Annotated in this window: 22 protein-coding genes and 1 tRNA gene; 13 read left to right on the forward strand and 10 right to left on the reverse strand. The window is 67.2% G+C overall.

The window, feature by feature from the left end; genetic code table 11:
• The first annotated feature begins 78 nt into the window (after window positions 1–78).
• The 5 genes from C8258_RS12815 (at window position 79) to C8258_RS12835 (ending at window position 3166) form a co-directional block, all read left to right on the forward strand.
• Window positions 79–151: transfer RNA gene (locus tag C8258_RS12815), tRNA-Ala, on the forward strand.
• A gap of 198 nt (window positions 152–349) precedes the next feature.
• Window positions 350–907, forward strand: a complete 558-nt coding sequence (locus C8258_RS32265) for a hypothetical protein (protein ID WP_158271253.1) — start codon at window positions 350–352, stop codon at window positions 905–907.
• A gap of 56 nt (window positions 908–963) precedes the next feature.
• Window positions 964–1485, forward strand: a complete 522-nt coding sequence (locus C8258_RS12825) for a hypothetical protein (protein ID WP_369974750.1) — start codon at window positions 964–966, stop codon at window positions 1483–1485.
• On the forward strand, window positions 1482–1934 hold the full coding sequence (locus C8258_RS12830; RefSeq protein WP_106955393.1) for an RDD family protein: 453 nt from the start codon (window positions 1482–1484) through the stop codon (window positions 1932–1934). The genes C8258_RS12825 and C8258_RS12830 overlap by 4 nt, the downstream gene beginning before the upstream one ends.
• Window positions 1935–2074: 140 nt before the next feature.
• Complete coding sequence (locus tag C8258_RS12835) at window positions 2075–3166, forward strand: hypothetical protein (RefSeq protein WP_146161220.1); 1092 nt, start codon at window positions 2075–2077, stop codon at window positions 3164–3166.
• Between the two features lie 217 nt (window positions 3167–3383).
• On the opposite strand, the gene C8258_RS12840 is transcribed toward C8258_RS12835, so the two are convergent.
• The gene (locus tag C8258_RS12840; protein ID WP_106955395.1) at window positions 3384–3881 is read right to left on the reverse strand and encodes a MarR family winged helix-turn-helix transcriptional regulator; all 498 of its coding nucleotides are present in this window, start codon (window positions 3879–3881) and stop codon (window positions 3384–3386) included.
• A 460-nt stretch (window positions 3882–4341) separates the two neighbouring features.
• Window positions 4342–4959, reverse strand: a complete 618-nt coding sequence (locus C8258_RS33175; protein ID WP_233225056.1) for a hypothetical protein — start codon at window positions 4957–4959, stop codon at window positions 4342–4344.
• 397 nt (window positions 4960–5356) lie between these two features.
• Between C8258_RS33175 and C8258_RS12850 the strand changes: the two genes are divergently transcribed.
• From C8258_RS12850 to C8258_RS12875, 7 genes are all read left to right on the forward strand, one after another.
• The gene (locus C8258_RS12850; RefSeq protein ID WP_106955396.1) at window positions 5357–6292 is read left to right on the forward strand and encodes an SDR family NAD(P)-dependent oxidoreductase; all 936 of its coding nucleotides are present in this window, start codon (window positions 5357–5359) and stop codon (window positions 6290–6292) included.
• A gap of 356 nt (window positions 6293–6648) precedes the next feature.
• A complete protein-coding gene (locus tag C8258_RS32270) occupies window positions 6649–6966 on the forward strand; it encodes a hypothetical protein (protein ID WP_146161221.1) in 318 nt (105 codons plus the stop codon).
• A gap of 26 nt (window positions 6967–6992) precedes the next feature.
• Entirely contained in the window at window positions 6993–7757 is a 765-nt protein-coding gene (locus C8258_RS12855) for an amino acid hydroxylase (protein WP_106955397.1), read from the forward strand.
• A gap of 61 nt (window positions 7758–7818) precedes the next feature.
• Window positions 7819–11766, forward strand: a complete 3948-nt coding sequence (locus C8258_RS12860; protein ID WP_106955398.1) for a non-ribosomal peptide synthetase — start codon at window positions 7819–7821, stop codon at window positions 11764–11766.
• A 170-nt stretch (window positions 11767–11936) separates the two neighbouring features.
• Entirely contained in the window at window positions 11937–12671 is a 735-nt protein-coding gene (locus tag C8258_RS12865) for an O-methyltransferase (RefSeq protein ID WP_106955500.1), read from the forward strand.
• Window positions 12672–12768: 97 nt separating this feature from the next.
• Window positions 12769–13731, forward strand: a complete 963-nt coding sequence (locus C8258_RS12870) for a hypothetical protein (protein WP_106955399.1) — start codon at window positions 12769–12771, stop codon at window positions 13729–13731.
• Window positions 13732–13968: 237 nt separating this feature from the next.
• Entirely contained in the window at window positions 13969–14838 is an 870-nt protein-coding gene (locus C8258_RS12875) for a hypothetical protein (RefSeq protein ID WP_233225057.1), read from the forward strand.
• A 190-nt stretch (window positions 14839–15028) separates the two neighbouring features.
• Here the strand turns inward: C8258_RS12875 and C8258_RS12880 are convergent, their stop codons facing one another.
• From C8258_RS12880 to C8258_RS12890, 3 genes are all read right to left on the reverse strand, one after another.
• Window positions 15029–15568, reverse strand: coding sequence for a DUF5994 family protein (locus tag C8258_RS12880; RefSeq protein WP_146161222.1), 540 nt, complete (start codon window positions 15566–15568; stop codon window positions 15029–15031).
• A gap of 431 nt (window positions 15569–15999) precedes the next feature.
• A complete protein-coding gene (locus tag C8258_RS12885) occupies window positions 16000–16203 on the reverse strand; it encodes a cold-shock protein (RefSeq protein ID WP_039780742.1) in 204 nt (67 codons plus the stop codon).
• A 112-nt stretch (window positions 16204–16315) separates the two neighbouring features.
• Window positions 16316–16999: a hypothetical protein gene (locus tag C8258_RS12890; RefSeq protein WP_233225058.1), complete on the reverse strand. Its 684-nt coding sequence runs from the start codon at window positions 16997–16999 to the stop codon at window positions 16316–16318.
• 150 nt (window positions 17000–17149) lie between these two features.
• Here C8258_RS12890 and C8258_RS12895 point away from each other — a divergent pair, with 150 nt between their 5' ends.
• Window positions 17150–18079, forward strand: coding sequence for a hypothetical protein (locus C8258_RS12895; protein WP_199195688.1), 930 nt, complete (start codon window positions 17150–17152; stop codon window positions 18077–18079).
• A gap of 19 nt (window positions 18080–18098) precedes the next feature.
• Here the strand turns inward: C8258_RS12895 and C8258_RS12900 are convergent, their stop codons facing one another.
• The 5 genes from C8258_RS12900 to C8258_RS12920 all read right to left on the reverse strand — a co-directional run bounded on the left by C8258_RS12900 (window position 18099) and on the right by C8258_RS12920 (window position 22777).
• Window positions 18099–18764: a PhoU domain-containing protein gene (locus C8258_RS12900; RefSeq protein WP_106955501.1), complete on the reverse strand. Its 666-nt coding sequence runs from the start codon at window positions 18762–18764 to the stop codon at window positions 18099–18101.
• Window positions 18765–18876: 112 nt separating this feature from the next.
• Complete coding sequence (locus C8258_RS12905) at window positions 18877–19560, reverse strand: hypothetical protein (protein ID WP_106955403.1); 684 nt, start codon at window positions 19558–19560, stop codon at window positions 18877–18879.
• 79 nt (window positions 19561–19639) lie between these two features.
• Entirely contained in the window at window positions 19640–20818 is a 1179-nt protein-coding gene (locus C8258_RS12910) for an NAD(P)/FAD-dependent oxidoreductase (RefSeq protein ID WP_106955404.1), read from the reverse strand.
• Between the two features lie 134 nt (window positions 20819–20952).
• Window positions 20953–22044 carry a trans-acting enoyl reductase family protein gene (locus tag C8258_RS12915; protein ID WP_106955502.1) on the reverse strand — a complete coding sequence of 364 codons (1092 nt, stop codon included), beginning with the start codon at window positions 22042–22044 and terminating at the stop codon, window positions 20953–20955.
• A gap of 112 nt (window positions 22045–22156) precedes the next feature.
• Window positions 22157–22777, reverse strand: a complete 621-nt coding sequence (locus C8258_RS12920; RefSeq protein WP_199195689.1) for a PadR family transcriptional regulator — start codon at window positions 22775–22777, stop codon at window positions 22157–22159.
• Window positions 22778–22788: the final 11 nt, after the last annotated feature.

Genomic DNA, 22788 nt, shown 5'->3' on the forward strand with positions numbered 1-22788 from the left:
TGTGTATAAGAGACAGGATTCGGAATCTCCCGCCCCCACCTGCTAAAGTTCTCCTCCGTTGGCCCGGAAACGAGCCACGGGGCTATAGCGCAGTTGGTAGCGCGTCTCGTTCGCATCGAGAAGGTCAGGGGTTCGATTCCCCTTAGCTCCACTTTGATCGCAGGTCAGGGCGGGTTTCCTCCGCCCGAATACCTACCTCGTTGGTCGGATCTTCCAACGAAGTCCCAACTAATTCGCCGTGCGTGGCGCGGCAGAACTGTCCGCTGACGGCTCGGTCCAGCGCATCCGCAGCTGCTCGGTGGGCTCGGCATCGGCCCATGTAGTGGCGTTGGGTCATGGCAGGGTCGACGTGCATCAGAACGTCGGCAGTGGCGTGGGCCGACAGACCGGCGTCGTCGAGGATCGTGCGACCGCGCCGCGGAAACTGTGGGTGGTGAGGCCCTCCGGGATGCCTTTCGACCACGGGGCCGATATTCAGCCACGCCCACATCCTGATCACCGCGGCCATCACGACAGCGATCACCCTCGGCTGGGCGATCTGGCGGCTGGGCCGCACCGTGGCCGGTGGGGTCGGTGGTGTGGTCGCGCTGCACGCGACGGCGCACTTCGGGCCTGCCACGGCCTCGACGTTCCCTTCACCTTCGATACGCCCCACGGCCCGCTCGCCGCGCAGCTCATCGGGCCGGAGATCCCGCCGGACTTCGGCGACCTCTCGGCGGCGATGCGCAACGCATTCATCGCCTTCGCCACGACCGGCGACCCCGGATGGCCGCGTTTCGACACCACCGAACGGATTCGCCGAATCTGGGCGGCCCCGCCGGAGCTGGGCAGCGACACGCTGCCGACGTCCCGCCGGATCTGGGAGCGCGACCGCGTCCCCGGCCGGCCGAGCTCGGACCACGTCTGAAAGCCGAATAACTCGAAAGGCATACCCATCCGGCATTGAGCGAGTTTGATGGTGATGTGGACGGCACCACGATGTCGAGGCCGGTGAACCTGGTGGTCGGCGCCGCCGCGAAGGTCGGCGGAGCTGCCGGGCGCGTGCTGGGGTTCGGATTCGATGTCGCCCAGCACGTGCCGGGCGTCGAGCCGGTGCTCGCGGAGCTCGGACAGCGAGGCGCCGAGACGCTGGAAGCCGTCGATGATCTCACCGAGCGGGTGCTGCAGGCGGTGATCGGCCGGATCGTGCGGACCGCGGTCGGCGCCGTCGACCTCACGGCGATCGTCGTCGACAACGTGGATCTCGACGCGGTGGCCGAACGAATCGATGTCGACAAGATCATCGGGCGGGTCGACCTGGTCGGGCTGGCCGATACCGTGATCGACGGCGTCGATCTCCCCCGGATCATCCGGGAATCCACCGATTCGATGTCCGCGGAGGCGGTTCTCGGCATCCGAAGCCAAGGGATGCATGCGGACGACGCGGTCGCGGGGTTCGTCGGAAAACTGCTCCGGCGAACACCGTCCGAATCGGGCGCGGAGTGAGCGCGCCTGCCCATCGCCCCGCCGGAATCGTGACCCGGTCGATCGCCTCGGGGGTCGATATCGCCGTCGTCCTGGCGATCATGGCCGGGATCTACCTGTGTCTGGCGTTCGCTCGACTGCTGTTCTCGCCGCAGGACTTCGCGTGGCCGGACACCGGCGCGGTCATGTCGACGGGCATATTCATCGTGGTGTCGGTGCTGTACCTCACCGGATGCTGGGCCGTGAGCGGCCGGACCGTCGGCGCCGTAATGATGGGACTGCGGGTGGTGAGCCGCGACGGCGAACTCGTGGGATGGCCGCGGGCCTTGCTGCGGGCGGTGTTCTGCGTGATGTTCGCCGTCGGATTGTTCTGGGCGGCGGTCGATTCGCGCCGGCATTCACTTCAGGACATCGTTCTGCGCACCACAGTCGTCTACGACTGGCAGCCGGAGTCCCATCCGGCGACGTAGATGCGGGCAGTGGACCATTCGTCGACAACCACGGATGCTCGAGTGCGCCAAGCCCCCGCGTGACCGCTTATCCCCCAGCGACTTTCGGTGATGTGGCGGGAGGATGCGCGAGCGACGGAGCCGTCGGGAGCGCCGACTTCGTGTGCGGCGGAGGCGCGGTCGTCTTCGGCGCCATCGTCGTCGTAGATCGCGTCGCCGGGGTTGTCGGTGACCCGGATGTCGTGACCACCTCCGGTGACGGGGATGGCGTGGTATTCGCCGCAACGGTGGTCGTCGTGGTGCGTGGGGATACCGTCGTGGTCTTGGCCGGAGTGCCGGTAGGTGCCGCGGTCGCTGCGTCGGTAGGTGTCGCCGGCGTGATGGTCGGCCGTGCCGTGGTCGGCACTGCGGTGGCGAGCACCGTCGTAGTCGGTGCCGTCGTAGTCGGTGCTGGCGGCGGGGTGGTCGGCCGTGCCGTCGTCGGCGCTGCGGTGGCGGGCACGGTGGTAGTCGGCACCGTCGTCATCGGTGTCGTCGGCGTGGTCGGCGGCAGTGTCGTGGTCGCCATAGTCGGGTCGGCCGTCACCGTGACCGTCGACGTCTCCGCCGGGGTCGTCGGCGCCGTGGATATCGGAGGCGGGACGACCAGGCCCGAGTCCGGCACGCCGGGCATGAGCTGGATCGAAAGGCTCGCCGTGGCAGAGAAACTCGCGCCGAGCGAACCGGCCGTCGAACTCGGAGGCGAGGGATCCGTCGTGGTGGGCGGCGTGGATTCCGTCGCAGTGGCGGGGCCGGAACTCGGGTCGGCGGGATCGGCGGCCGGTGGGGCGGTTCCGGGATCGGCAGCAGCGTCGGTATCGCCCGAAACGTCGACCGGTACGGGGAGCTCGCTCGAGGCGTCGAAAGCCGTACCCCCGTTCGCCGCGGCGGTTTCGCTTCGCGAGGCACCGCCGTCGAGGGTCTGCACGGTGGGGTCACCCGAGTACGCCCGAGAATCGTTCACACGCACCGGCGGACCGGAATCCGCTCGTACCACGAGCGTTATCCCGATTGCCGTGGTTACCAACGCGGCGACCACACCCGCGCGCGAGAGCCGCCGCCGGAACCGATCGGCCGGAGGCTCCGCGGACTGCCGCCCGAACCACCGCGGAATCAGAGTCCGCGGCTCACCTGCTGGGTTTTCGCTGTTGTCGACGGTTCGCATCCCACTATCGCTTTCTTCGTCCGGATGCGCCACCGCCGGAAAACGGTGATCACACCGTCTGCACCACCGCAGAACGCTCCCGAGAAGCGGACATCGAATTGCGGCAGTTCGGCGAACAACTCGAACGGGCATCCATACGTCAATGTCTTGCCGAGAAGAGCAGCGCCCGGACGGCGCGCGACCGGACTTCACTGCAAGGTCTGGGCGCCGAATATCCCAGCGCCTCGAATTTCTGTCGATGTGGACGAGGCTTCGTGGTCGAGGTTTCAGGCCCTGGAGAAGGGATCCACGTCGCGCAGCCGTTGCCGGTGGATTCGTTGCAATTCACCGGCGCGGGTGAGAAAGTCGGCGATTATCTCGAGTTCGGCAGAGTCGTACCAGCTCAACAACATCTTGTAACTCTCGACGATCATGGGTACGACGAGTTGCTGTATGCGATAGGCCGCGAGGTCGGTCGCCATCACGATCACGCGACGACGATCGGTCGGATGCAGGGAACGGGTGATATAGCCCTGCTTCTCCAGCCGGTTCAGCATGATCGTGACGCCGGCCGCGGTGATGCCGAGCCGTTCGGCCAGCATCCCCGGCGTCGTGGATTTCTCGTCGTCGGCCAGGACGATCTCCAGTGCCCGCCGGTCGGTCTCGTTCACGCCCAGCACCCGGATCAATTCGCGGGTCAGATCCTCGACGGTTCCGTGGTAGAACCCCAGGGCCCTTTTGAGTTCGGCCGAGATCCGGGCGGGTTCGATTGGTCTCGGGCACACGAGCTTTCCCCTCGATCACTGTGAAACATGAAACCGCTCAAGAGAAGTCGCCGATCAGGGTGTGTGCACCATCATTTCCCCTGCGTACGGTAGGGATCGCCGCCGGTCGCGTGAAGCGGGCATATGTGCTCCTGTCAATCGATTTGGCCGGCAACCCGAACCGCGGCTGCCGAACATCACGAAAGCTGGCACAGCTCCGGCCGCCGAAGCGACCGCGGCTGTGTCGGACATGCACTGTACGACACACCGACTCATGCGATACGGTGCATCACAAAATTCGGTGCGAGTGGCTGCCCCCGCGCCAAACGTGAAGCGGGGCAATCACTATGAGGAACCGTGGCCACCTGGCCGCCCCGGGTGAGACCTGGACCGGGCTGCTGACACAACCCGGCCCAGGCATGTTCACCACCGGCCGCCGGTGCGGACACCGGCCGTCACGCCGTGGCGTCTGCCCGCGGAATCAGCTGACGGCAGTGGTGGTGAGGGTCGGCGACGGGTTCGGATAACACGAGGTCGCGACATTGCCGACCAGTGCGACATTGGTCGTCATGGTCATACCGGGACTGGTGTAACTGGTTCCCGCGTACTTGCTGGTGATCGGCGTTCCGGGGGTTCCGGCGGTGACATTGATGGTCACCGCCGGCGGCGTGAAACTGGTGCCGCCGGCGATCGGACCCGGCACGGTCAGAACGACATTCCCACCCGACGTGGCGACGGTGCCGGCCACGGTACCCCCGGAGGCGGTAGCGGAGACCAATGTCGAATTCGCGGGAGTCGGAAACGTCATCTTCAGGTTGCTGATGTTGTTCACGGTGAAGCCGGACGCCGAGCTGGGCACCGACGACGAACCCGGCGTGAGGGTGATGGCCACCGCGGAACCCGACGCCGCCGAACCCGGCGCGGTGCCGGTGACCGATGTGGTCATGCTCGAGGTCTGGCCGATCCCGAAAATGGTGCCCTTACAGCTCCAGTTCACGCTGACCGGGGCGGCATTCGCCGGTGCCGCCATACAAAAGACGGTGGCGACCGCCACCGGAGCGAGAACGCCGGCACGAACCAGGGAAGAGATGGATCTCATGACTGACTCCAGAAAATGTAGAGCAACGTTACGACCGAATACCGGACCGCAACACCGAGTTTCTAAAATATAGCCTCTTCTCATCTTTTCATGGCCGAAATCACACAAACGAATCGAGAAGAAAATATCATTATCAGCAATTAATTATTCAGCCTGGAAAGTTAATTACGGCAAGATTCTTTTAATTAGTCACTCATTTCCATGGCACCTTCCGGCCGGGCCATCGATGCGACCGATCCCGCAATTCCCCCGAATACAAGGCTCGACCTGAGAATATATCCACGCGTACCGATGGTCAGCGTTCGGGTGGTTACCGTCCGTGGCATTCACCCCCGCCGGGCCCGCATGCCAGTGGGACGTCAGGGCGGTGCAAGAGCGCCGCGGCAGAGTTGCCGGTATGACATGGCACAGCGGCTGTCGAGCCGAAGGGAAGACGATTCTGGTCACCGGCGCCAGTGCGGGCATCGGATACTTCGTCGCGGAGCAACTCGCGGCCGCGGGCGCGACCGTTGCGCTGGGGTGCCGGGACACCGCCAAGGCCGACCTCGCGATGCGGGCGATCCGAGCACGAGTTCCGGCCGCGCGAACGATGTCGGTGCACGTGGACCTCGCGGATCCGTCCTCGCTGCCGGCGACGGTCGACGCCCTCGGCGTCGAGCGCCTGGACGCGGTCGTGCTCAACGCTGGAATACTTCTCTCAGGCCCCGAGCGTCAGGTGAACGCGCGAGGACACGAATCGATGTTCGCGACGAACCATCTCGGGCATTTCGCGTTGGTCGCACATCTGGCGCCGATGCTGACGGCCGCCTCGCACGGCCGGGTGATCACGGTGGGCAGTTTCGCCGCCCGGTCGGAACGGCTGGATCTCACCGATCTGCAGTCGGAGCGCGATTACCGGCCCAAGCGCACCTACGGACGATCGAAACTGGCGCAGATTCTGTTCGGCTTCGAACTGGATCGCCGACTGCGGGCATCCGGCGCCGACACCGCGAGCATCGTCGCCCACCCCGGTGGCGCCCTGGACTCGCTCACCCCGTCGCGGCCACCGTTGTTGGTCCGCACCCCGGCCCAGCGCCTGCGCGGGCTGCCCGCGGGCGTTGTGCTGCACAGCAAAAACGCGGGGGCCGACAGCATCGTCCGAGCCGCCCTCGACGCCGAGATCGTCGGCGGTGAGCTGTGGGGGCCGAGGGTGCTCGGCCTCCGCGGCCGGCCACACCGCGAAACACCCCACGCGCATATGACCGATCCGGACGTCGCGGCCGAGTTGTGGGCGGCCAGTGCCGAGCTCACGGGCGTGGATCCTCTGAAGTGTCCGGCTACGCCGATCCGGTGACCGCGTGCGGTATTCGCCGACCTCAGCGAGCAGAAACGCGATCGGAAATGTGACGGTAAACCGCGAATTGCTTCACGCCTGTAGTAGCTTGACGATTACCGTTGCTCGTCTGAGAAGAGCGGAGGGGCCGATGCCGAACCTGCCCGCGGGAGGTTTGCGATGGCTCACTACGGCGCGAACCCGCTCGACATGCGGTGCCCGCCGTCGGGCCGGAGTGAGCCGCCAACGATCCGACACCGTACGCGGACAGCCTGCGCGGCACGCAGCTGTATGTGTCGGCAGGGACCGGCGCGGATTGCTTTCGGGCCCAGAGCAACTCACGCACGGCGATATCGGCAAGTCGCCGTGCACGATTCGTGGCCGATGTTCGCGGCCGCGATCGACGCCTGATGATCAGTGAAGGCGCTATGAACAATTCGGCCGAAAGGCGACAGATCGGACAGCGAAAACCATCGTTTTCCGGACAACCCGTTTCACTTTCGCGAGCGCCCTCGGGAAGCACCGAATTGTCACCTGAAATTCCGCCGAATGTATTGCGGGAAGCCGTCTTCTACTTTATCCTCGCCGGCCTTGCCGATTTGTTTGCTGAAAATCGCCGGGGGTACTCGCGCACACAGAACGCACCTATTGTCAGCGCCGATCGATTCCGAGTGGTGATGACCTGCGCAACTTAGGCAACTCGAGGAGAGGATTGATTGCGATGACGGTTGGTCTGGACGTCCGGTCCGAGCGGGAGCGGGTCGCCCGCGCGTGCCGCCCGGGGCAGCCTCTGCCCGAATTCCTGTACAGCAGTGACGAAGACATCTTGTGGTCCCGCGTTTTCGCGACGCTTCGCGCCATGCACGAACAGCTCGCCTGCGCGGACTATCGGTGCGCGGCTCGCCTCGTTCAGCTGCCCGCCGAGCGGGTACCGCAGATGAGCGAGGTGTCGCGTATGCTTCGTTCGCTGACCGGTTTCGCGTTGGCGCCGGCCATCGGAAGCCAACCCGGCCGCCTGTTCTACGGGCCGATGGCCGACGGGATCCTGCACGCCACGCCGGACGTGCGGCCGGTGACCGAGCAATCGTTCTCGCCCGATCCGGACGTCATCCACGAACTGGTCGGACATGCGGTGATACTGGCCGACCCCGAATTTGCGGAGCTGTATCGCTGTTTCGGCCGTGCCGCCAACCGCGCCACCTCCGACGAGGAGCGGGCCGCGATAGCGCGGTTGTTCTGGTTCACCCTGGAGGTCGGCGTGGTCGCCGAGAAAGGTCACCCGCGAGCGTACGGAGCCGCGATCCTGTCCTCGGTGACGGAGATGGAGTCCTTCGTGAACGCGGATCTGCGGGAGTTCCGGGTGGACGACATACTCGCCGCCGATATCGACGACAGCATTTGTCAACCGCTCCTCTTCGTCGCCGATTCGGTCAGCCGGATGATGGCGGAGGTAACGAGCTTCCTCCGGACGAGGATCGGTTCGTGACGACGCCGTATCGCCCACTCCCCCGGACGACATCCTCGCCGGCGATGATGAAGGAATTGCGGTGGTAGACCTTTCGAGTACCACGCGTCGTCACGACGACGCGACTCCGGACGCGGACTTCTTCGACTTGTCGGTGGCGCAGTACGAACTGTGGCTGGCTCAGCAATTACATCCCACGGTTCCGTTCTCCATCTCGCAATACACCGATGTGCAAGGCGATCTCGACCTGGAACTGCTCCAGCGGTGTGCCCGCCGCGCCGCACGCGAATTACAGTCACCGCATGTACGATTCACTATCGTCGATGGCCGGCCCCGCCAATATCTCGACCACGATGTGGACACCGGATTCGACTGCATAGATCTCAGTGATCACCCCGATCCCGAACGCGCCGCACAGGAGTGGATGAGCCGGGATCATCACGCGGGCATCGATCTGACCCGAGACGACGTCACGAAGACGGTGCTGTTCACCCTCGGCCCCGGCCGATATCGCTGCTACGCGCGCAGCCACCACATCGCCGTCGACGGCTTCGGCGCCGCCCAGGTGTTGCAGCGCACAGCCGAATTGCATTCCGCCGCAACCGAAGGACGGCCACCGGCGGCGTGCCGGGCGGTATCGCTGGCCGAGATCGTGGCGGCCGAGCAGCGGTATCGGTCCTCGTCTCGGTTCGCGGCCGACCGCGAGTACTGGGGTCGGCAGCTCGCCGGCCTCGACCATACGACCCGCCTCAGTGAGCGGTACGCCGCACCTTCGGCCCGGCCGCATATCGCGCACGCGACCGTCGACGCGGAGGTCATGGCACGGCTCGGCGACGCAGCCCGCCGGTACGGCACCGGAATGGCCGAGGTGCTGGTCGCGGCGGTGACCGCGTTTCTGGCGCAGATGACGGGCGATACCGATGTGACGGTGTCGCTGCCCGTCGCCGGGCGTACCACCGGAGCGCTGCGGCAGTCGGCGGGAATGGTCTCGAACGTGGTGCCCCTGCGGGTGCGCGGTGTGGCCGAAAGCACGGTCGGTGAGCTGGTTCGCGAGGTGCGCCTGAGCATGATCGGCGCGTTGCGTCATCAGTTGTACCGGCACGAAGACCTGCTCCGCGACCACGGCGTGGGGCAGGCCGGCCGGCACGGCTACGGGCCCCTGGTCAACGTCCTCAGCCTGCCCGAGAGCATCGACTTCGGCGCCGTTCGCGGTCGGACGCAATTGCTTTCGGCCGGACCGGTGGAGGATTTGGCGATCAGTTGCTACCGGTTCGGCACCGAGCCGTTCGTCATCGACTTTCATGCAAACCCGGAGCTGTACCGAGCAGAGGAAGTGGAGGCGTATCGGCAGCAGTTCGTCGACTGCCTGATCCGGTTCCTGCGGGCCGACGGCGCGGACACGGTGTTCACGGCCGTCGCCGGCACGCACACGATCGCCGCCCCGCAGCGGCGACACCACCAGCGATTGCTGCCGGACCTGCTCGCGGGTGGAATCGATGCCGGTGACCGGATCGCGCTGAGCGGGCCTGATCGTTCGGTGACCTATCGCGAACTGGACGAGACGACCGCCCGGTGGGCGCGCGAGCTGATCGCGCACGGCGCCGGGCCGGAAGTCGTTGTCGCGGTGGCATTGTCACGGTCGGTGGAATCGGTCATGGCGTTGTGGGCGGTCGCCCGGGCGGGCGCGGTGTTCTTCCCGGTCAATCCCACCGACCCGCCGGCCCGCGTCTCGAAGCTGATCGCCGATTCCGGTGCGACGGTGGGCATCACCCTCACCAGGTGGCGCACACCGCAGGAGACCACGACGGTCGACTGGTTGATGCTCGACAGCGACGAGTTCACCCGCGCCGCCGCCTCCCGGTCCGCCGAAGCGGTGACCGACGCGGATCGGATACGACCGTTGCGGGCCGCGCACCCGGCCTATCTGATCTACACCTCCGGATCCACCGGCGAGCCCAAGGGGGTGCTGAGTACCCACGAGGGGCTGGCGACCCTGGCCGACGATCTGCGCACCCGCAACGGAATCGGCAGCGATGCCGTTGTGCTGCAAGCACATTCGCCATTCTGCGATGCGTCGATGCTCGAATATCTCTCCGCGTTCGCCCCCGGCGCGAAGCTGGTCGCCCTGGCGCCGGACATTGTTGCGGGACAACGGCTTTCGCAAGTGATGGAGGAGGAGGCCGTCACGCAGCTGATCGTGACGCCGGCCATCCTGGCCACGCTCGACCCGGATCGACTGCCCTCGCTGCGGACCGTCACCGTCGGCGGAGACAAATGTCCGCCCGCACTGGCGCAACGCTGGGCGGGCCGGTTACCGATGTTCAACTCCTACGGGCCCACCGAAGCCACCGTCGTGGTGACCCAGACCGAACCGCTCGCCCCCGGCTCGCCGATCACGATCGGGCGCGGACTGCCGGGCGTGCAGACTCTCGTCCTGGACGCCCGGCTACGGCCGGCTCCCCGTGGCGCCCGCGGCGAACTGTATCTCGCCGGTGACGCGTTGGCGCGGGGATATCTGGGGCGGCCCGGGATCACCGCGCAGAGTTTCGTGGCGAATCCCTACGGGCAGCCGGGAATCCGGATGTATCGCACCGGTGACATGGTCCGCGAGCAACCCGACGGCACGCTGGAGTACCTCGGCCGAGGCGATGTTCAGATCTCGTTGCGCGGACAGCGCATCGAGCCGTCCGAGGTGGAGCGCGCCCTGGCCTCCGACGCGACGGTCGATCAGGCCGTGGTGCGGGTGTGGACGTCCGAGACACTCGGCGATCGGCTGATCGGCTATGTCGTGCCCGCGGCTGCCGGGAAAGATTTCGACCGGGCCGCCGTCTTGGCGCGATTGCGGACCGTGCTGCCGCCCGGCATGGTTCCGGCGATGCTGATTCCGCTGCCCGAGATACCGATCAATCCGAGCAGCGGCAAGACCGATCGATCCGCGTTGCCGGATCCACAGACGCTGCCGCGCCCGGCGTTCCGCGCGCCGGCCTCGGAGATCGAGCGTACGGTGGCGGAGACGATCGCCGAGGTGACCGGGCAGACTCGAATCGGTCTGGACGACAACTTCTTCGAACTCGGCGGCAACTCGTTGCTGGGCGTCGAACTGTGCCGGCAATTGTCGGAGCGGACCGGGACCACGGTGACGATCTCGTCGCTGTTCACCCCGACGGTGCAGACCTTGGCCGCCGCCATCGAAGCCACCGCGGCCGGTGGGAACAGCGAGGCGGCAGTCGGCGGTTCGGCGTTGCAGCCGGTTCTTCCGTTGCGCGGCAGTGGTTCCGGGACGCCGCTGATCTGCCTGCATTCGGCGGTCCCGCTGTCGTGGTGCTATTCGGGCCTGTTGCGCTACATCACCGACCGGCCCGTCTACGGCCTGCAGTCGCCGGCCGTCTCCGGGCAATCGCGGCGGTACCACAGCGTCGACGAGCTCGCGGAGGTGTACCTGCGGGAACTCACGCGCGTGCAGCCGGAAGGGCCGTACCACCTGCTGGGCTGGTCCCTGGGCGGCCAGCTCGCGCACGCGCTCGCCGCCCGGCTGCGCGCCCGGGGGCACGACGTGGGATTGCTCGTCATGCTCGACAGCGTGGCCTTCGGGGAGGGTGCGCCGCAGCCGGAGCCGCCCACCGTCCGTGATCTGGTCACCCATCTGCAGGGCAACGAGTCGGCCACTCCCGATACGCGGCCGCTCACGCTGGACGAAGCGGTGGACGTGCTCGCCGACAGCCCCGGCCCCGGGCGCGGGCTGACCCGCGAGCAGCTCGAACGCCTACACCAGGGCTACGTCGACAGCGTCGCCATGTCCACGAGCTACCGGCCGGCATCCTATGACGGCGATCTGCTGTATTTCACGGCGACCGAGGGCATCACCGGCGAACTGACCGGCGAGATGTGGCGGCCCTGGGTTTCCGGACGGATCGCCGAGCACCGCGTCGACGTCACCCACGCCCAGATGACCAACCCCGAGGCGCTCGCGGTCATCGGGCCGATCCTGGAGGCCGAACTGAATCGGCACGGCGAAGGGAAGAGCATGTGAGCAAGCATTCCGCTGCGATCGTGGCATCCGCGGTATCGGCCGCGTCGTCGATCATGCTGACCGCACGACGGCCGGCGGTATTCGGTCTCCGTCTCCCGCGCGCGGTGTTGGCCGCCGTCGCCGCGATCGCCCTGGCGATCGCCGCCAACGAGAGCGTGGGCAAACCAGTGATGTTCCTGCGCTGGTCGTATGTGCGGTTTCTGTTCGGCCTCCGGCATATGGGCGCCACCTGGCAGGTCGGTGACGGCCGCGAACAGGCGCTGGCCGACTACGTGTGCGCGCATGCGCGACGCAACGACATCGACGACGTGATCCGGGCGATCGACGAGTTCTGCTACACCAAGAGCTACCTGATCAACATCGGTGACGAGAAGGGCCGGATCCTCGACCGGGCCGTCGCCGCCGCGCGGCCGCGCCGCCTGCTGGAACTCGGAACCTATTGCGGCTACAGCGCATTGCGCATGGCGCGGGTCATGCCAGCCGACGCCGTGCTGTACTCGATCGAGTTCAATGCTGCCAATGCCGCCGTGGCCCGGCGGATCTGGGATCACGCGGGCGTCGGTGACCGCATCGTCGTCATCGTCGGCACGTTGGGCGACGACGGAAAGACACTCCGCGCGCTGAGCGAAGACCACGAATTCTCCCCCGGCGCATTGGATTTCGCCTTCCTCGACCACGAGAAGGACGAATATCTTCCCGATCTCCACCGGATCCTGGACCAGGCGTGGCTGCGCCCCGGCGCGGTCGTCGTGGCGGACAACGTGAAATATCCGGGCGCCCCGGAATATCTAGCGTTCATGCGTCGCCACGAGGGCACCCGGTGGACGACCCGCGAGCATCGGACGCACGCCGAATACCAGAAGGTTCTCAAGGACCTCGTACTCGAATCGACCTATCTCGGCTGAGCGGATGTTAATCATCGGTAATGGCGGGTAGCCGAAGATATGGTGCAACGTTGCGCCCCGACCGGATGCTGTCTATACGCCGAAGGACGAGATTCGCATGAGCACTCTTGATACGTCCACCCTGCTGGCCCAGCTGCGAGCACTGCTGACGTTGACCAATACCGAGATACAAGTGGCCGAGACCCGGATCGCGCAGGCGCGGACCGAGGCTGTCCGCAAGGAGCTCTCGGAGAACGCCGACAAGGGCCGCGCCCGCGCCGAGGCCATCGAGGCCGCCATCCGCGATCTGGGCAGTGTGCCCGAGGTGGTCGGCCCGTTCCTCGGCCGTGCGGTCGCCGCCATCAAGGCGATGGCCGAACAGGCCCAGCCGTTCGACGAGGCCCTGCTCGGCGATCTGGCGCTGGAGCACCAGCTGCTCGACCGCTCCCGCTACATCAAGGCCCTCGCGACCGCCGCGGGTCAGCGAGAGATCGTGACGTTGGCCGACCGCTTGATCACCGCGCATTCGGCCACGGTGGAATGGCTGACCACCGTCCTGGCCGAGGATGCCCTCGGGGGGCCGGCCGCGTTGCGCCGCACCGTGCTGCAGGCGGCGACCGGCACCGCGGTGAAACTGTTCAACCTGCCCGTCACCTGGTCGGCTCGCGGCCTGGACCGCGCGTTGGACACCGTCCGCACCACCCCGCCCGCGCTCGGGGAGCTGCTCGCCCGAGGCGCGCACGCGGGTGATGTCGCGGTCAAGACTCTCTCGGCCTCCCGGGACGCCGCACTCGAGACCGCCGAACAGGTCACGCGCCACGAAGGCGCCGGCGCGGCCGCCGACGCCCTGCATTCGATCCGCGCGACCACCGGCGTCCTCGAACCCGGTGAGTTGCCGGTCGGCGACTACGACGAGCTGAACGTGTCCCAGGCCGTCGCCGCGGTGAAGGAGCTCACCGAGCCGGCCGACATCCGCGCGATCGTCGCCTACGAGGAAGCCCACAAGAAGCGCCACGGCGTCGTGTCGGCCGCCCAGACCCGGCTCGCCGCGATCGCCCAGGAAGTGGCCGGCCTCAGCTGACCGGTGATTATTCGACCGGCCGGTCCCCATCCGGGGGCCGGCCGGTCGTCGTCTGAATCAGCCTGACGATCTCGACGGCCTGATCGTCGGCGATGCCTTCGTTCTCGCCTCTACGAGGCGTTCCACCAGCCCTCGAGGGCAGCTTCGCACTTCTCGCCACAGCAGGGTTGCCATATACCCATAGGGGGTATATGTTTTTCGATGTCGGACGAGAACAAGATCGGAAAGGCCGGAGCGATGACCGCGCACACTGACATCAATCACCATGGGGCACAAGGCAATCACGGAACCCACGACCCGCATGCGCATCACGGCGGTCACGAGGGCCACGGTGGACACGAGGGGCACAGCGCGCACGAAAACCATGGCGGGCACGCCGCGCACGGTGGCGGACTGCCGGGCGGGCTCCAGATCACCCAGGACGGGTACACCTTGGCGCTCGCCGAGCCGATCCTCACACCGGGCGAGGTCGATTTCCGGTTCCGGATCCTGGGTCCGGACGGCGCACCGGTAACCGAGTACACCGCGATCCATGATCGGCAGCTGCACCTCATCGTGGTGCAGCGGGAACTGACCGGGTTCTGGCATGTGCATCCGGAACTCACCGCCGACGGCATCTGGACGGTGCGGCTGAACCTGCCGGAAGCGGGCGCGTATCGCGTGTTCACCGACATCGCCCCGCGGGCCCTCGGCAAGACCATCACCCTCGGCGCGGACCTGGCCGTCGCCGGCACGTACGCACCGCGCCCGACACCCGCGGCCGCCCGGACCGCCGACATCGACGGCTACGAGGTGACTCTCGACGGCGATCTGGTGTCCGGCGACGGCCGCCTGCTCACCCTGACCGTGCGGAAGCACGGCGAGCCGGTCACCGACCTACAGCCGTACCTGGCGGCCTACGGACATCTGGTGATCCTGCGGGCGGGCGACCTGGCCTACGTGCATGTCCACCCCAACGGCGAACCCGGCGACGGCGTCATCGCCCCGGGCCCGGACGTCACCTTCCACACCGCCGTCCCCGGCCCTGGAATCTACCGGCTGTTCCTGGATTTCAAGCACGGCGACGTCGTCCGCACCGCCGCGTTCACCCTGCCGACGACACGGTGAGTGCTCTCGCAGGTATCGCGGTGTTATTTCGCGTCTGCGCGGCGGGCGGTTCGGTTTCGTGACTCGGCCGAGGCGTCCGGCGCGGCGGAGAAGGTCGGTCGCAGGTCCCCTCGCGCCACGACGTCGGACGGGCTGTCGGTGACAGCGTCTCGGTGGCTGAAGAGTTGGGGGCCCAAGGGTTGTTTTTCACTCACAGGCAGTGTCTTTCGATAGTTGGATGGATGCGGCCGGCCACTGCCGACTCACAGCCGGTCGCGCCGTTGCGCCACCGGCGAAGGGCGGCGGCCCGCCCGGTGCGGCCGGGCAATTGGGCCAGGAGTTCGTCTACCGTCGATTCGTCGTTCGCACGACACGCGAGAGCCATGACAGCGCAGGCGCGATGGGTATCGGTGCGCGGCGGGATGAGCAGCAGTACTCGACGCCGGTCGCGCGCCCCGAGCACCTCGACGGTGTGGGCTGTGCCGTGCCGGGTCCCGTCGAGACGCACCGCTTCGCCGCCGACGACCGGGTTCCATTCGGCGGCGTTGTACACGACCCGGTGGATCGAGCCGAGCGCGGGCGATACGGCCGCGAGCAGGCCGGGAAGTTCGGTGGCGAGATCCGGGCTACGGGGCCACCAGGCGCCGTCGACATATCCGGTTTTCGTCTCGTAATCCTTGAACTGCACACGTGCGGCGGGCTCGACGACGGGCCGCGCGGGGCCGTGCACAAGGTGGTTCGGTCGGTTCATGCCGACGCTCCTGACTCGGCCGAAGATCGGCCGTGTAAATGACAGTGTCCGGGACCTGCGGAAACAGGTGCCGGGGCCGACATCACCGGTGGACGACACATCCAGATCAGTGTCTGCATCGACTGCGATACGTTCGTATCGACATGATCGAGAACACCGGCGACACAGCCTGTGCAGCTCGCGAAATTTCGTCGCAGCGCACTCGTATCCGGTTGCCTGCGCGGTGTTCGAGGGACTGTCCCGAAACGAAAGAACGTTTGTTCGCGCTGCCATTCCGATGGCAGCCATACGCCAGTGGGACCGGATATCTATTTCGACTGTACGCGACCAGGCCATCCCTGTCCACGTGGCCTCGCGGGGCTGGGGGGAAAAGCCGCAGAAAAAGCACGAAACCCGTGCCGCAGGCACGGGTTTCGCTGGTTTGTCAGCTCCTAGATGGCGCGGACGTTCTGAGCTTGGGGACCCTTCTGGCCCTGGCCTACCTCGAACTCGACACGCTGGCCCTCATCGAGGGACTTGAAGCCGGAACCGGAAATTTCGGAATAGTGGACGAAAACGTCAGGACCGCCCTCATCCTGGGCGATGAATCCGAAGCCCTTTTCGCCGTTGAACCACTTCACACTGCCTTGCGACATTCTTTTGATTTACTTCCTGTTGCGAGCCGGGCGATCACTGCAACAACCCGTGCTCACCATCCAGTCTGGCACACCGTCGCGGTTCGGCACGAACTGCCGGCCGGAAACGCCACTATCTCCCGGTGAACGCCGCGAGGTCGGCGTTCTCGTCGTTCGCATCGCCGTGGGTGAAGGCGGCGATCGCGAAGCCCGGGCCGAAGGACGCCGAGGCGACGTAGGAGCCGTCGTCCGACCACCCCCATTTGGTGCCGACGGTCGCCGGGACGTGCGCGGTCCCCCAGTTCTGCGCGGTACCGTCGGCGGCGATCGGGCTCGCGGTGGCCATCCACCACAGCAGCAGCGAGCCGGGATCGGTGCGCTGCTCGGCGACGAGGAATTCGGCGACGTCCCGGGCGCTGGTGTAGGAGTCGCCCCAGAACGAACCGCGACCGGTGTCGGCCGAACCGAATTCCGCGGCGGCGGCATCGATGGCGTGCGGATACTTGGTATCCAGCTCAGTCGCGGCATCACTGTCGGAGAGCTGGATCGCCCGCTGAGCCGCCTGCCGATCCGAGCGGGATCCGTCGCCGTGGCGCAGTACGTAATCGACCAGATACAGCTTGATGATCGACAGGGCGGGCCGCCTTTCGCCCGAATTCCCTGTGCCGGTATCTGTTCCGGGAATCAGCGAGACCATAGCGAACGATGTGCGCGGGTTCATCGGAATCGGCTCGGACTCCCCGCGGGCCGGACGTGGCGTCGCGGCACCGCCCGCTATCAGTAGAGCGAGCAGGGGCGCCACGAGAGTTGTTCGCACGAGTGAGTCCTCCCTCTTCGGTCCGAGCCACAGTGCTGCGCATCGATTCCACTACAGCCGGCGGTGCGCGGGCGCCACGCCACGCCGGAGGCGAATCGCTCCGGCGCGCCTCCGGTGAATCGTCGCGCGTGAACCGCACAATCGCTGGTCATGGCGATGGGACGCAGATCCGCACTCGCACTGCTGGCCGGTCTGCCCCTGCTGGTCCCGGGAACGGCACGCGCGCAGTCGGCGCTACCGGGAATCGGCGCCGATCCCCAGCGCGCGCCCACCCGCTACACGATGGCGGCCTTTCGAGCCGACAGCGACTCCACCGTGGCCGTGTACGAATCAGTGGACGGGACGCGGTTCACGCCGGTCGCCGAACACGCCTTCACGCCGCGGACCGGGCTGGCTCGCGATCCCAGCGTGATGCTGCACACCGACGGCTGGTACTACCTCACCTACACCGGAGCCCCCGACGCGACCTCGATCGGCCTGGCGCGTAGCCGGGACCGAATCGCCTGGACGGAGATGGCCCCGGCGCCGATGCTGGTACCGGGCCGCCTGGAAGGGACATGGGCCCCGGAGTGGTACGTCGACGCGGCGGGCCGAGTCGCGATCATCGTTTCGCTGACCTGGGGGCACGGTTTCACCCCGCATCTGCTGCTACCGGTCGGCGCGGGGTTGTCCACCTGGGCGCCGCCGATTCCGCTGTTCGGTGTGGGCCCGAGCGGTCCGGGTTCGCTGGGATTCATCGACACACAGCTGGTGCGGTGGAACGGGCGGGTGTACGCCTTCGTGAAGAACGAGGACACCAAACTGGTCGAACTGGCGGTCACGGACAACCCCTTGGGCCCGTATACCTTTGTCGCCAAGGGTGATTGGGCCGGATGGGGCGGTCCGAGGGAGGGTCCGTCGGTGGTGCCGCTCCCCGACGGCGGACATCGCATCTATCTCGACGCCTACACCGAGGGCCGCTATCTCTACAGCGACAGCTACGACGGCTTCCGCACGTGGTCGGCACCCACCGAGCTGCCCAGACTCTCCGGAGTCATCCGGCACGGCACGGTGCTGGCCGAATTCGGTTCCGCCGCATAGGTTTCGGAGGCCGGACGGATCACTCGTCGCCGGGCGCCCAGTTGTCGGCGGTTTCACCGGTGGTGAGGAAGATGGTGCGACGTCCCACTTCCACCGCATTGTCGGCGAAGCGCTCGTAGTACCGTCCCAGCAGCGTGAGGTCGACCGCGGCCGTGATGCCGTGCGCCCATTCGTGGTCCAGCACGGCGGCCAGCAACTGCTCGTGCAGATTGTCCAGTGCGTCGTCCTGGGCGTCGAGACCGGCCGCGTCGTACGGATCGCCGGTCTCGAGCACCGCCGCGGCGCTGGTGGCGATCGCGCAGGCGGTGGAGCCGAGACGTTCGACCAACGGTCGCACCGGTTCGGGAACGACGTGTTCGGGATGGCGCCGGCGTGCGCTCGTGGCGATATGCCCGGCGAGGGCGCCCATGCGCTGCAGATGACCGGTGAGCTGGATGGCGGTCACCACGCGCCGCAACTCGCTGGCGACCGGAGCTTGCAGTGCCAGCAGGCGCAGCGCTTCCTGTTCGGCCTGCTGCGCCATCTCCTCGACCTGGCCGACGATGTCCAGTGCGGCCTCGGCCTGTTCGATATCGGCGTTCACCACCGCGTAGGTGGCCGCCGAAATGACGGTCCGGTCCTGTTCACACATGGCATGCAGCAACTCGGCGAGCTGCCGCAGGTTCGCGTGATAGTCCGACCGCATATCCCGATTCAACCCCAGCGGGACGCACATTGCGAATCCCGCCCCGACCGGATCGATCGCCGCGAAATAGCCGGTAGCCGCCTCCGCACGTTCGATCGGGGCGATCCGTCGCTCACCCGAGCCGATAGTTGTAACTCGCGTAGCGGTGCGAATCGGCGCCCGCTTCCTCCCAGCTGTAGCTGTAGGTGCCCACATGCCCCAGCCGGAACGAGCTGTCGGCCATGATTCGGTAGCCGCTGCGCCGCGCTCGCTCACAGAATGCGTAGTCCTCGCCCAGGTACCAGGTGTGTTCACCGTCGGGCACCAGCATGGGCAGGAAATACGGGACGGTCGGGCGGTCGAACCGCAGGTTGCACACCGGAAGTTGTTCGTGTTCGGCGACGGTCTCGTAGACGTCGCGGTGGGTGAAGAGGAATCCGGTAGCGGCATACTTGATCTCCAGCAGTCCCCCGCCCTCGCCGAAGAGGATGTTCCCGGTGCCGGGCAGCACGTGGCAGGCCAGGCCGCGCACCCCCTTCTTCGCATAGATCCCGCAGACGACCGGCAGATCGTGTTCGCGTAACCGATCCACCGAATCCACCTCGAACGCGATATCGGAATCGATCCACATCAGGCCCTCGAACCCGTCGCGCAACGCGTCGGTGGCCATCTGACTGCGTCCTTGATCGATCGCGGCGAATCCCGTGACGGTCCGGACCTCGTAACCCCGATGCTCCAGCCGGGCCAGATTGCGGGCGAAATCCGGTGCGATCGATCCGTGGGTCGGGACCAGCACAACACAGCGCGAGGGCTCCATGACCGCAGCCTGCCATGCCCGCGAAGGGTCCGCGCGGCGTGGGACGGACCTGATCGCCGGGCCCACGCCGCCGGTATCCCTACGCGGGCAGCGGGTTCTGTCCCAGGAAGCGGTGGCCGTTCGCGGCCCCGGCGCGGACGGCGGTGAATCCGTACTCGATCAGGCGTTGTTCGTAGTCGTGCAGCGCGCTGCGCAGATCACGGCCTGCCACAACGGAATCGATGGTTTCGGACAGGTCGGCCGCGTCCCGTAACGCGGTGCAGGCGCCGGATCCCGCCGCGGGACTCATGGCGTGCACGGCATCACCCAACAGGGTCGTCGGTGTGGTCGGCCATGCCGGGATCGGCACACTCGTGCGCAGCGGGAGTGCGAACATGGTGTCGGGATCGCAGGCGGCGACGATCTCGCGAATCCGTGGATGCCAGGTCCGGACCGCGGCGGCGACGATATCTTTCAGGCGGTCGCCGTCCAGGTCGCCCAGTGCCTGTTCCCTCGTGCCGAACCACTCGGCGCGAGCACCGAACGAGCAGGTCATGTAGTCCGGGACGGACGGCAGTTCCGCAGCCGGAACGAGGCGTGCCGCCGCGGTCGCCGGGTCCTGCGGAAATTCGACCGGTGCGACACCGACGAAACTCCCGTCCGGGCCCGTGAGCATGGTGAAGATGCCGAACATGCTGTCGTCGAACAAGTTCCGAGTCCGCGAGTTCAGCGGTATCGCGCCGTAGAGCTGGCGCACTCCGGTGTCGACGATGCGCGCATGCGGCAGATACTGCTGACGCACAACGGAATTGATCCCGTCGGCGCCGATCAGAACGTCGGCGCCGGCACTGTCACCGTCGGCGAAGTGAACGACGATGCGATCGCCCTCGGTACGGAAACCGCTGACCGCCCTGCCGAATACGACGTGGTCGTCGAGACCGGTGAGCAGGATGCGGCGCAGCGTCAGGCGGTCGACCGCGAAGGCCGGTTCCGCCGAATCCTGGGTGAACCGTTCGTTCAGCGCACTGTCCAGCACGGTGAATCGGGGTTTCGGGGTGCCCGTCGTCGCGTCGAGCAGTGCGCGCAGCGGCGCGGGCAGCACCCGATGGAGCGCACGTCGCGCCGCGGCGTCCAGATGCAGCCGGTAGCCCTGGCGGCGGGCATCCACCGTGGAATCGCGTTCGTACACAACGACATCGATGCCTCGGCGGCGCAAACCCTGCGCCAACGCCAGCCCGCCCAGCCCGGCGCCGGCAATGATGACCTTGAATCTCGACATGACCGAGTCCCTTCGCATGCAACATCATCGGAAGGGACGTACAGGTCACACCTGCGGAAGGTGCGGTGTTCAACGGTTCGCGTCACCGGGACTAACCCATACCCGGCCGGGTCTTCGCACGTCCGGAAGTCAGTTTACGCGGGTTCGGCCGGGCGCAGTCCGGCATCCGCCGCGGCGGCGGTGAGCGAGTCCAGGCCGAAGGCTTCGACCGGGCCGAGGGCTCCGGTGCCGAGGAGCCCACCGGCGAGCGCGGTCTGCGCACCCCAGGCGAGGATCTCGGCGGTGAAGTCGTAGGGGTCGACGCCCGTCAGCGTGGCCGAGGACAGGACGCGGCCGGTGGCGTCGCGGGTTTCGGCGACCGCCCAGGTGCGGGTGCGGGCCCTGGTTGCCGCATCGGGTCCCCCGGTCGAGCCCTTGACCAGGGCGCTCAACGCGTTCTCGGCCAGCCGCTTCACGGGCGCCACCCGGGCGACGGTGTCCGCGACGAGCGAGGTCGCCTGCAGCGCGCGAGCGGCATTGCCGGGCATGCCGAGATAGACGTCGACCTCGCGCAGGTTCGGGTGGGCGCGGTGCAGGACGAGATGTTCCGACCCCGGAATCGAGGCGCCGGTGAGCGCGCGGCCCGCCACATCGAAGGTGTGGGTCCGCGCACCGGTCCGCTCCGGCACGATATCGCCGTCGCGGAGGGCGAAGCCCCGTTCGAACAACATGCCGACCATGGACGCGCGGGTACCGCCGCTGGTGCCGGGGGAGGCGATGAAGTAGCCGATGTCGACGCGGGCGGCGTCCGGCGCGTCGCGCAACGCGAGAGCCGCGGCCACATTGCCTGGGACGTAATCGAATCCGAAGGCCGTCAGCAGACCGGCGCCCGCCCGGCGCGCCTCGGCGTCGCGATCGAACACCTCGCGGATGAACGGACCCTCGCCGGTCGAGTCGAAGTAGTGCGCGCCCGCCTCGAGCGCCGCGCCCAGCGCCGGGCCGCCGTACCGCAGGAAGGGGCCCACGGTCGTCACCAGCACATCGCCCCGCCCCAGCAGGGCGCGCACCGATGCGGGATCGGCCACGTCGGCCACGGCGGTCTCGGCACCGCCGAGGTCGGCCGCGAGTTGCCGCAGCGCGGTGGCGTTACGGGCGGCCAGTACCGGCTCGGCACCACGAGCCAGCAGGGCCCGAGCCGTCAGGCGGCCCGTGTAGCCGGTCGCTCCGAACAGCACGATCTTTGCCATTGCCATCACCTGTGTTTCGTTGGTTGCCGGCGGTGCGCGCCGGTTCTGGTCGACGTCGGCACCGTATCCGACGATAGGGCCGTCGAGCCGCACCTCGCCACGGTGCGCGTACCTAGCCGGCCGCGGGGCCCTGGTCCTGGAACTGTGCCAGCGACTCCCACGACCAGGTGAGCGTGCCGTCGGCGAGGTCGGCGACAACGCCTTCCAGCCACCGTATTTCGGCCTCGGTGACGGCACGCTGATATTCGTCCTCGAGCATGGTGACCCGCGGCAGGCCGAACCGCACGGCTTGGGCGATGCCGGTCTCCAGCTCGGAATTCCCGGCGCGCAACGCTTTCAGCCGGCGATCCAGTTCCACCCGGGCGCCATCCGGACCGAGAAGCATCAGAAATGACAGGGCCGCAGGGAATTCGGGAAATTCGTTGCGGGGCACGGCGAGCATGTCGGTGATCCAGGCTGCGCAGGCATCGCGGCCGGTGTCGGTGATCTCGTAGACCGTACGTTCCGGATACTGCTGGTCGCGACCCGTCGCGCGGACCGCCACCAAACCGGCGTCCTGCAGTCGCGCGATCGTCTTGTACAGCTGGGCGCGCTGCCCCACGTTGACGACCTTGTCCTTCCCCCACTCCTTGATGCGGCGCTGAATGGCGTACGGGTGCATCGGCTCCAGGTGCAGGATGCCGAGCACCGCCATGGCGAGCGGGGATCGCTTGAACCGGTCGGGGGTGGGCATGCGGCTCATCC

This window comes from Nocardia sp. MDA0666 (genome assembly GCF_003023875.1).
GTDB classification, from domain to species: Bacteria; Actinomycetota; Actinomycetes; order Mycobacteriales; family Mycobacteriaceae; genus Nocardia; species Nocardia aobensis.